This window comes from Streptomyces sp. NPDC059037 (assembly GCF_042740015.1).
In the GTDB taxonomy this organism is placed as follows: Bacteria; Actinomycetota; Actinomycetes; order Streptomycetales; family Streptomycetaceae; genus Streptomyces.
In genome coordinates this window covers 1-9117 of record NZ_JBHYIG010000353.1, presented here as the reverse complement: position 1 = coordinate 9117, position 9117 = coordinate 1, and the positions used below count along the sequence as shown (strand labels likewise).

Sequence of the window (9117 nt, the reverse complement as noted above, 5' to 3'; positions counted from 1 at the left end):
CCCTAGGAAAGGGGGCGGGCCTTCGCCGTGTCAGCCGATGCGTGAACTACGCCTGCCGGAGCCCGCGTTCAGCTCGCGACCGGAACGTACGGCGTGAGATCCGCCGCCAGTTCCTCGTGCACCCGCGCCTTGAGCAGCGTGCCATCGGCGGTGTGCTCCTCGGAGAGCACCTCGCCCTCGGCGTGCGCCCGCGAGATGAGCTGACCCTGCGTGTACGGCACGAGGGCCTCGATCTCGACCTCGGGCCGCGGCAGTTCGTCGTCGATCAGCGCGAGCAGCTCGTCGATGCCGGCGCCCGTACGCGCGGACACCGCGATCGCGTGCTTCTCGTTGCGCAGCAGCCGCTGGAGCACCAGCGGATCGGCCGCGTCCGCCTTGTTGACGATCACGATCTCGGGTACGTCGGTCGCACCCACGTCGCGGATCACCTCGCGCACGGCGGCCAGCTGCTCCTCCGGCACCGGGTGCGAACCGTCCACCACGTGCAGGATCAGGTCGGACTCGCCGACCTCCTCCATCGTGGAGCGGAACGCCTCGACGAGGTGGTGCGGCAGATGCCGGACGAATCCGACGGTGTCGGCCAGGGTGTAGATCCGGCCGGTCGGCGTCTCGGCCCGGCGCACGGTCGGGTCGAGGGTGGCGAACAGCGCGTTCTCCACCAGGACGCCCGCGCCCGTGAGTCGATTGAGCAGAGAGGACTTGCCCGCGTTCGTGTAACCGGCGATGGCGACCGAAGGCACCTTGTTGCGCTTGCGCTCCTGGCGCTTGATGTCGCGGCCCGTCTTCATCTCCGCGATCTCCCGGCGCATCTTCGCCATCTTCTCGCGGATCCGACGGCGGTCCGTCTCGATCTTGGTCTCACCGGGACCACGGGTCGCCATGCCGCCGCCACCGCTGGATCCGCCGCCGCCCATCTGACGGGAGAGCGACTGACCCCAGCCGCGCAGGCGCGGGAGCATGTACTGCATCTGGGCAAGGGCGACCTGCGCCTTGCCCTCTCGGGACTTGGCGTGCTGCGCGAAGATGTCGAGGATCAGGGCGGTCCTGTCGACCACCTTGACCTTGACGACGTCTTCGAGGTGGATCAGCTGGCCGGGGCTCAGCTCACCGTCACACACCACGGTGTCGGCCCCGGTCTCGAGGACGATGTCACGCAGCTCCTGGGCCTTGCCGGATCCGATGTACGTCGCCGGGTCGGGCTTGTCGCGGCGCTGGATGACTCCGTCGAGCACGAGCGCGCCCGCAGTCTCCGCGAGGGCGGCGAGCTCGGCGACCGAGTTCTCCGCGTCCTGCACGGTGCCCGAGGTCCACACACCGACGAGCACCACACGCTCCAGGCGGAGCTGTCGGTACTCGACCTCGGTGACGTCCTCGAGCTCGGTGGAGAGGCCCGCGACACGGCGCAGAGCCGCGCGCTCGGAGCGGTCGAGCTGCTCGCCGTCCCGCTCTCCGTCGATCTCGTGGCTCCAGGCGACGTCCTCTTCCATCAGGGCATCGGCCCGAAGACCTTCGGGGTAGTTCTGCGCGAGGCTCTGCGCGTCCTGGGAAGGGGAAGAAGAGGAGGTCATTGGATCCTTACGTCGATGGGATTCCGTCATAGTCGTCAACGCTCGGGGCCGTCCCGGGATTCCCCGGGCCGACCCGCGTCGGCCCTGAGATTCCCCCGAAGGGTTCTCCCGGAGACCGGCCGCGACGCCGACCAGAAGATGGTTGCACGGAACGGCCCGTCTCGTCACATGGGTTATTTCCCGGCGGGAGCGGCCTTACGCCAGTCCGGATGCCCGGGCATCGGCGGCGTCTTCGCGCCGTACAGCCAGGCGTCGAAGAATCCGCCCAGGTCGCGCCCCGCGGTCTCGGAGGCGAGGCGCACGAAGTCCGCGGTGGCCGCGTTCCCGTCCCGGTAGGTGCGCACCCACTTCCGCTCAAGGCGGTCGAAGGCGTCCTTCCCGATCTCCTGCCGGAGCGCGTAGAGGACCAGGGCGCTGCCGTCGTACACCACAGGGCGGAAGATGCTGATCTTCTGCCCCGGCGCGGGCTTCTTCGGAGCCGCGGGCGGCCCGCCGGCCGCACGCCAGACGTCCGACTGCCGGTAGGCCTGGTGCATCCGCTTCTCGAGCGACGTCCCCGACTTCCCCGACTGCTCCTCGGCGAAGAGTGCCTCGTACCAGGTGGCGTGGCCTTCGTTGAGCCACAGATCGGACCAGGACCGCGGGCTCACGCTGTCGCCGAACCACTGGTGCGCCAGCTCATGCACCATGATCGAGTCCACGTACCACTCGGGGAACTCGGGCCGTGTGAACAGGTCTCTCTCAAAGAGAGAGAGTGTCTGCGTCTCCAGTTCGAAGCCGGTCCGCGCCCCGGCGATCAGCACGCCGTACGTCTCGAAGGGGTAGCGGCCGACCTTCTCCTCCATCCAGCCGATCTGGTCGGGCGTCTTCTTCAGCCAGCGCTCCAGCTTCTGGCGGTCCTTGGTGGGCACCACATCGCGTACGGGGAGACCGTGCGGCCCGGAGCGGTGCACTACGGAGGAGCGGCCGATGGACACCTGGGCCAGTTCGGTCGCCATCGGGTGGTGGGAGCGGTAGGCCCAGGTGGTGCTGCCCGCGTTCCGCGTCTGCCCCATGGGGAGGCCGTTCGCGACGGCGGTGAGTCCCTTGGGGGCCGTCACATGGAACGTGAAGCGCGCCTTGTCCGCGGGGTGGTCGTTGCACGGGAAGACGAGGTGCCCGACATCGGCCTGGTTGGCCATGACGAGTCCGTCGTCCGTACGCACCCAGCCGCCTTCCTCGTTCTTCCCGGGTGTGGGATCGCTGGTGTGGCGGATGATGATCCGCATCCAGTCGCCCTGGCCGAGCTGCCGCTGCGGCGTCACGACCAGGTCCTCACCGGTGGAGGCGAAGCGGGCGGGTGCGCCGTTGAGGGTGACGGAGCGGACCTTGCCGTGCGCGAAGTCAAGATTGACCCGCTCCAGTGGGGACGTCACGCGGGCGTCGATCACCGTCATGGCTTCGAGCGGCTTCTTGTTGTCGCCGCGATAGTCGAAGGAGATGTCGTACGAAGCGACGTCGTACCCGGGGTTCCCCAGGTGCGGGAAGAGCGGGTCGCCGATGCCGAGCGGAGTGGCCGGTGACGGCGCGCTCGCGGCGAGCAGGGTGGCGGAGGCGGCCGCGGCAAGGAGCGCGGTCGCGATGCGGAGGGTCTTCGGCCGTGCGGCCTTGGCCCGGGGGGTGAGCAGCATGAACCACCGCTATCAGCGCGGGGCTTCGACGCCGGTGTCGGCGCGCGCCATGCCACCCGAACGAGTCCAGGATGCCTCCCCGGCGGCCGTCGGGCAGACCCCGATTGACGTCTGCCGCCCGCTACGAAGTGGCCGCCGCCGGATGCTGCGCACGGCTCACGTCGTATACGCCGGGCACCGCGCGCATCGCCCGCATCAGGCCGGGCAGGCCTGCCGCGTCCGGGAGTTGCAGCGTGTACGTGTGGCGCACACGCTGCTGGGTCGGCGGCTCGACGGTCGCCGACATGATCTCGACGCCCTCCAGGGCGATGGCTTCGGTGAGGTCGGCCAGCAGATGTGCCCGCCCGAACGACTCGGCGGTCAGCGTCACGCGGCACCCCGCGCTGTCCCCCCAGCGCACTCCGACCTCGGCGCGCCCCACTTCCTTCATGCGCGCGACCGCGGGGCACTCGACGCGGTGCACGGTCACGACACCGCCGCGCACGGCGAAGGCGGTCACCTCGTCGGGCGGTACGGGCGTACAGCAGCCCGCGAGGCGGACGCTCGCGCCCTCCCGGTCCACGACGGCGTTCGCCGCGGCGGGGCGGGGGAAGTCGGCGGGCTGCTGCGGGGGCGCGGGCGCCGGCTGCTCTGGCGGAGCGGCCTGAGAGGTGGGCGCGGGGTGGCTGGTGAGCCAGCGCCGGATGGCGATCCGGGCGGCGGGGGTGCGGGCGTGGTCGAGCCAATCGCGTGAGGGCCCGGACGCCACGTCCTGCCCCATGAGCAGCTGCACCGTGTCGCCGTCCCGCAGGACCGTGCTGAGCGTCGCCAGGCGGCCGTTGACGCGCGCGCCGATGCAGGCGTGGGCGTCCTCGCCGTACTGGGCGTAGGCGGCGTCCACACACGTCGCGCCCGCCGGCAGTCCGAGCGTGCCGCCGTCGGGGCGGAAGACGGCGATCTCCCGGTCCTGGGCGAGGTCCTCCCGCAGCGTGGACCAGAACGTGTCCGGGTCGGGGGCCGCCTGCTGCCAGTCGAGGAGCCGGGAGAGCCAGCCGGGCCGGGTCGGGTCGGCGCGCTCACCGTCGTCCACGGCGTCACCGGAAGCGGAGTCGGACTGCTCCTCCGAAGGAGGAGCGTAGGGATTGCGCAGGGCGACGACGCCCGCCTCGGCCACCTTGTGCATCTGGTGCGTACGGATGAGGACTTCGGCGACCTCGCCGTCGGGGCGGGCCACGGCGGTGTGCAGCGACTGGTAGAGGTTGAACTTCGGTACGGCGATGAAGTCCTTGAACTCCGAGACGACCGGCGTGAGGCAGGTGTGCAGCTCGCCGAGGACGCCGTAACAGTCCGCGTCCTCGTTCACCAGCACCAGGAGCCGCCCGAAGTCCGCCGCGCGCAGCTCGCCGCGCTTGCGGTGCACACGGTGGACGGAGACGAAGTGCCGTGGCCTGATGAGAACTTCGGCGGTGATGCCGGCCTCGCGCAGCACTCCTCGTACGTCGTCGGCCGTCTCCTCCAGCGGGTCGCCCTCGCGCTCGGCGTCGGCCGCGATCAGCGACTTGACCTGCTCGTACTCCTCCGGGTGGAGGATCGCGAAGACGAGGTCCTCCAGCTCGGTCTTGAGCGCCTGTACGCCGAGCCGCTCGGCGAGCGGAATCAGCACGTCCCGGGTCACCTTGGCGATCCGCGCCTGTTTCTCGGGGCGCATGACGCCGAGCGTGCGCATGTTGTGCAGACGGTCGGCGAGCTTGATCGACATCACGCGTACGTCGTTGCCGGTGGCGACGAGCATCTTGCGGAAGGTCTCCGGCTCGGCGGCCGCTCCGTAGTCGACCTTCTCGAGCTTGGTGACGCCGTCGACCAGATAGCAGACGTCGTCGCCGAACTCCGTGCGCACCTGATCGAGCGTCACATCCGTGTCCTCGACGGTGTCGTGGAGCAGCGACGCGGTCAAGGTCGTGATTTCCGCGCCCAGTTGGGCGAGGATCAGCGTCACGGCGAGCGGATGTGTGATGTACGGCTCACCGCTTTTGCGCATCTGGCCGCGGTGGGAGGACTCGGCGAGGACCCACGCGCGGCGCAGCGGCTCCAGGTCCGCGTCCGGGTAGTGGGCGCGATGGGCTTCCGCCACATGGCCGATCGCGTCCGGAAGCCGGTCGCGCGTGGCCCCTCCCATGAGGGCCGCCCGGCCGAGCCTGCGCAGGTCAAGCCGCGGACGACCGCGCCTGCGCTGTGCTCCGGGCGTCACGGGACCAGACATCGCAGGGTTTGTGGCCTCCGCACTCATGGGCACCTCCGGCTGCTCCGACCGGCGGTGAGCGGACGACAGCATGGTCCGTCCGGGCCGGTGCTTGATGCTACCGAGCCCATCACGCGCCGCTGACCGCCTCTCGCCGAGCGTGAAACGGATCACCCATTCGAGCGACAGTTCACGGGATTACTGTTTCGAGCCAGTCCGCGTCGATCTCGCCTTCGGCGACGATCACCGCGGGGCCGGTCATCTCGATCTCGCCGTCGGGGCGCTCGGTGATCACCAGGCGCCCACCGGGCAGGTCTACGGTGTACGTCACCGGCGTGCCGGTGGCCGACGGGTCCGCGCCGTCCCTGCGGGCGGCGGCCACGGCCACGGCGCACGCGCCCGTGCCGCACGAACGGGTCTCGCCCGCGCCGCGCTCGTGGACGCGCATGGCGACGTGGTTCGGGCCGCGGTCGACCACGAACTCGACGTTCACGCCGTCCGGATACGCCGACGCCGGGCTGAAGGGCGGCGGGGCGAGCAGGGCGCCCGCCTCGTCGAGGTCGTCCACGAAGGCCACGGCGTGCGGATTGCCCATGTTCACGTTGCGCGCCGGCCAGAGGTGGTCGGCCACGTCCAGGTCGCGCTCGGGCCAGTGGTGGCCGGCCACGGAGACGGTGACGTCCCCTTCGGGGAGGATCGCCTTGCCCATGCCCACGGTGATGTCCCCGCCGGCCTCGGCCTTGGCGATGTGCACGGTCTTCACGCCGCCACGGGTCGCGACGGCCAGATCACCCTCGCCGGCATGTCCCGCGCGCTGCAGGTAGCGGGCGAAGACACGCACTCCGTTGCCGCACATCTCGGCGATCGAACCGTCGCCGTTGCGGTAGTCCATGAACCACTCGGCCCGGTCCGCCAGATGCTGTGCCTCGGGGTGCGCCGCGGACCGCACGACGTGCAGCAGACCGTCGCCCCCGATGCCCGCGCGGCGGTCGCACAGGGCGGCCACGGCGGCCGGGGACAGCTCGATGGCGTTGTCGGGGTCGGGGACGATCACGAAGTCGTTCTCGGTCCCGTGCCCCTTGAGGAAAGCGATCCGCGTGCTCATTCCTCGATCGTACGGGGTGGCTACGACACTCCGTCCCGGCGGTCGCCGGACGGGCTCTGACCTCGTACGACGCCGTCAGCGAAGGCGCGCGACCCGCCAGACGGCGAGGACCGCGGCGGCCAGGAACACCAGGGCGTACGCGGAGACGACGCGCCAGTCGGGGCGCTTGCCGGAACCACGCTCGGGCAGCCCCGGCCAGGTGTGCCCGACGCGGCGCGCGGCCATCATGCCCCAGCCCGCCGCGCAGCAGCTGATCAGGAGTCCGAGCATCGCGACGACGGCACCGCCGTCACCGAACTCGAAGGCCAGCGGGAAGGCGAACATCAGCGAGCCCGCCGCGGCGAGGACGACGATCGGCGCGAGCTGCCAGATGCGCAGCCGGCGCTGCGGGCGGAGTTCGACCTCGACCTCGGCGGCGGCCATCTCGTCCGCGCCGGGCCCGTCGTCGGTGACGCCGTCAAGCGCCGCGTCGGGCCCGTCGGGGGTCAGCTCGCCGCCGTCATGTGCGGTGTCACGAGGGCCGGCCTCCATCGCCATCCGCCCTCCCACTCCGGACTCCACTGGTCGATCGATGGTCGATGATGGCACGGCGCCAGGGGCCGGGATGACCGCCGGAGCGTCCCGATGCCATCACGTGATCAGGCTGTGACCGCTCGTTCGACCAACGTCAGTGCCTGTGCCGGGAGTTCCCCCCGATCGGCCACCGCACCACTGAGCCAGTGCACACGCGGATCGCGGCGGAACCACGAGTCCTGGCGGCGCGCGAAGCGCTTGGTGGCGCGCACGGTCTCGGCGCGCGCTTCGTCATCGGTGCACTCCCCCGCGAGCGCCGCGAGCACCTGCTGATACCCGAGCGCACGCGACGCCGTACGCCCCTCGCGCAGACCCACGGCCTCCAGGGCACGCACCTCGTCGACGAGGCCGACCTCCCACATGCGGTCCACGCGCGTGGCGATCCGTTCGTCGAGCTCGGGGCGGGCCACATCCACGCCGATCTGGACGGTGTCGTAGACGGATTCGTGGCCGGGGAGGTTGGCGGTGAAGGGCTTACCGGTGATCTCGATGACCTCAAGGGCGCGGACGATCCGGCGGCCGTTGCTGGGCAGGATGGCCTGCGCCGCTCCGGGGTCGGCGGCGGCGAGGCGGGCGTGCAGCTCTCCGGATCCGCGCAGCTCCAGTTCCTCCTCCAGGCGGGCCCTTACGGCGGGGTCGGTGCCGGGGAACTCGAGCTGGTCGACGGCTCCCCTGACGTAGAGCCCGGAGCCGCCGACCAGGATCGGCCAGCGCCCCGCGGCGAGGAGACGGTCGATCTCGGCGCGAGCCAGCTTCTGGTACTCGGCGACACTCGCCGCCTCCGTGACGTCCCAGATGTCGAGGAGGCGGTGCGGCACTCCGTCGCGCTCTTCGAGCGTCAGCTTTGCGGTCCCGATGTCCATCCCTCTGTAGAGCTGCATGGAGTCGGCGTTGACGACTTCGCCGCCGAGACGCTGGGCGAGAAATACGCCCAGATCGGACTTTCCTGCCGCGGTCGGACCGACGACGGCGATGACCCGCGGGGCGGGAGCTGCGCTACTCACCGCCCCAGTCTCGCAAACCTCTCGGCCACTTCCCGAACGAGTTACGTGACGCCCCTGGTCCGGGGTCGTTGCCTGTTGCGAGGTTCCGGCCGCCGGTTTCGAGGACCGGTGACCCGGGTGGCGCAACAGGGCGCACCGGGCGGCACGGCATTTCGCCCACACGAGTAACGTATGGAGTAGTTATGGGTGTTTTTTCACGGTTCCGCAGGAAGTCCAAGGATTCGGAAGAGGCGTCGACAACTGAGGCGGCGGCCGACACCCTGACGGCCGAGCCGGCCGCGGCCGAGGAGACTGAGGAGACTTCCGAGGCCGGGACCGGGGCGGAGGCCAAGGAGCAGGCCGACGACAAGGCCGGGGACAAGGCCGACGACAAGGCCACCTCCGCCGCCACGGACGACACCGAGCCCGAAGCCGAGGAGCAGGCCGAGAACGCGGATGCGGCCGCCGCCGAGGGTGTGGAGATCCCGAAGCAGCAGTCCGCGGGCGAGGCCGCCGACAGCGAGGCCGGCGAAGGCGCCCGCAAGTAGCTCGCCCAGTGAGGGAAGGTAACGATGGGCTTCCTGGACAAACTGAAGGACAAGCTCGCCCCGGCCAAGGACAAGGTCTCAGGACTCGCGCAACAGCACGGGGACAAGATCGACCACGGTCTCGACAAGGCCGCGAAGGTGGTCGACGCCAAGACCAAGGGCAAGTACAGCGACAAGATCCAGACGGGCACGGGCAAGGCGAAGCACGCCGTGGACCGCATCGCCGGGGCATCCGGCCAAGGCAAGGACGCGGGCGGTGGCGGCACCACCCCTCCGACGCCCCCGCCGACCCCCTGAAGGACACGTCACGGGCCGCATCATCCGCCCGGCACCACCAGCCGAGCCATCGGCCGACCCGCACCGGCGGTGTGGGGGGGGGGGTGCGAAAGCACCACACACACCCCCCCGGAAGATGTAGAAAATAAAAAGAAACAACAACACACAAAACACAC

Annotated in this window: 8 protein-coding genes; 2 read left to right on the top strand and 6 right to left on the bottom strand. The window is 70.5% G+C overall.

All coding sequences use genetic code 11. From position 1 onward, the window contains the following. Positions 1-68: 68 nt before the first annotated feature. The 6 genes from hflX to miaA all read right to left on the bottom strand — a co-directional run bounded on the left by hflX (position 69) and on the right by miaA (position 8138). Entirely contained in the window at positions 69-1568 is a 1500-nt protein-coding gene (hflX, locus tag ACFWY6_RS41335; RefSeq protein WP_384701814.1) for a GTPase HflX, read from the bottom strand. A 173-nt stretch (positions 1569-1741) separates the two neighbouring features. Then, on the bottom strand, positions 1742-3238 hold the full coding sequence (locus ACFWY6_RS41330; RefSeq protein ID WP_384701811.1) for a M1 family metallopeptidase: 1497 nt from the start codon (positions 3236-3238) through the stop codon (positions 1742-1744). A 121-nt stretch (positions 3239-3359) separates the two neighbouring features. Next, on the bottom strand, positions 3360-5504 hold the full coding sequence (locus ACFWY6_RS41325) for a RelA/SpoT family protein (protein WP_384701807.1): 2145 nt from the start codon (positions 5502-5504) through the stop codon (positions 3360-3362). 142 nt (positions 5505-5646) lie between these two features. Next, positions 5647-6561: a diaminopimelate epimerase gene (gene dapF, locus ACFWY6_RS41320; protein WP_384701804.1), complete on the bottom strand. Its 915-nt coding sequence runs from the start codon at positions 6559-6561 to the stop codon at positions 5647-5649. Positions 6562-6636: 75 nt separating this feature from the next. After that, on the bottom strand, positions 6637-7092 hold the full coding sequence (locus ACFWY6_RS41315) for a hypothetical protein (RefSeq protein ID WP_384701817.1): 456 nt from the start codon (positions 7090-7092) through the stop codon (positions 6637-6639). Positions 7093-7199: 107 nt separating this feature from the next. Continuing rightward, positions 7200-8138 carry a tRNA (adenosine(37)-N6)-dimethylallyltransferase MiaA gene (gene miaA / locus ACFWY6_RS41310; protein WP_384701801.1) on the bottom strand — a complete coding sequence of 313 codons (939 nt, stop codon included), beginning with the start codon at positions 8136-8138 and terminating at the stop codon, positions 7200-7202. A gap of 182 nt (positions 8139-8320) precedes the next feature. Here miaA and ACFWY6_RS41305 point away from each other — a divergent pair, with 182 nt between their 5' ends. Together ACFWY6_RS41305 and ACFWY6_RS41300 are read left to right on the top strand one after the other, a co-directional pair. Beyond that, positions 8321-8665 carry a hypothetical protein gene (locus tag ACFWY6_RS41305; protein WP_384701798.1) on the top strand — a complete coding sequence of 115 codons (345 nt, stop codon included), beginning with the start codon at positions 8321-8323 and terminating at the stop codon, positions 8663-8665. Between the two features lie 24 nt (positions 8666-8689). Then, a complete protein-coding gene (locus tag ACFWY6_RS41300; protein ID WP_384701795.1) occupies positions 8690-8962 on the top strand; it encodes an antitoxin in 273 nt (90 codons plus the stop codon). Positions 8963-9117: the final 155 nt, after the last annotated feature.

Bases quoted from the DNA above. Each gene is read 5' to 3' on its own strand.
- hflX (WP_384701814.1), bottom strand. From the start codon at position 1,568: ATGACCTCCTCTTCTTCCCCTTCCCAGGACGCGCAGAGCCTCGCGCAG.
- ACFWY6_RS41330 (WP_384701811.1), bottom strand. From the start codon at position 3,238: ATGCTGCTCACCCCCCGGGCCAAGGCCGCACGGCCGAAGACCCTCCGC.
- ACFWY6_RS41325 (WP_384701807.1), bottom strand. From the start codon at position 5,504: ATGAGTGCGGAGGCCACAAACCCTGCGATGTCTGGTCCCGTGACGCCC.
- dapF (WP_384701804.1), bottom strand. From the start codon at position 6,561: ATGAGCACGCGGATCGCTTTCCTCAAGGGGCACGGGACCGAGAACGAC.
- ACFWY6_RS41315 (WP_384701817.1), bottom strand. From the start codon at position 7,092: ATGGAGGCCGGCCCTCGTGACACCGCACATGACGGCGGCGAGCTGACC.
- ACFWY6_RS41305 (WP_384701798.1), top strand. From the start codon at position 8,321: ATGGGTGTTTTTTCACGGTTCCGCAGGAAGTCCAAGGATTCGGAAGAG.
- ACFWY6_RS41300 (WP_384701795.1), top strand. From the start codon at position 8,690: ATGGGCTTCCTGGACAAACTGAAGGACAAGCTCGCCCCGGCCAAGGAC.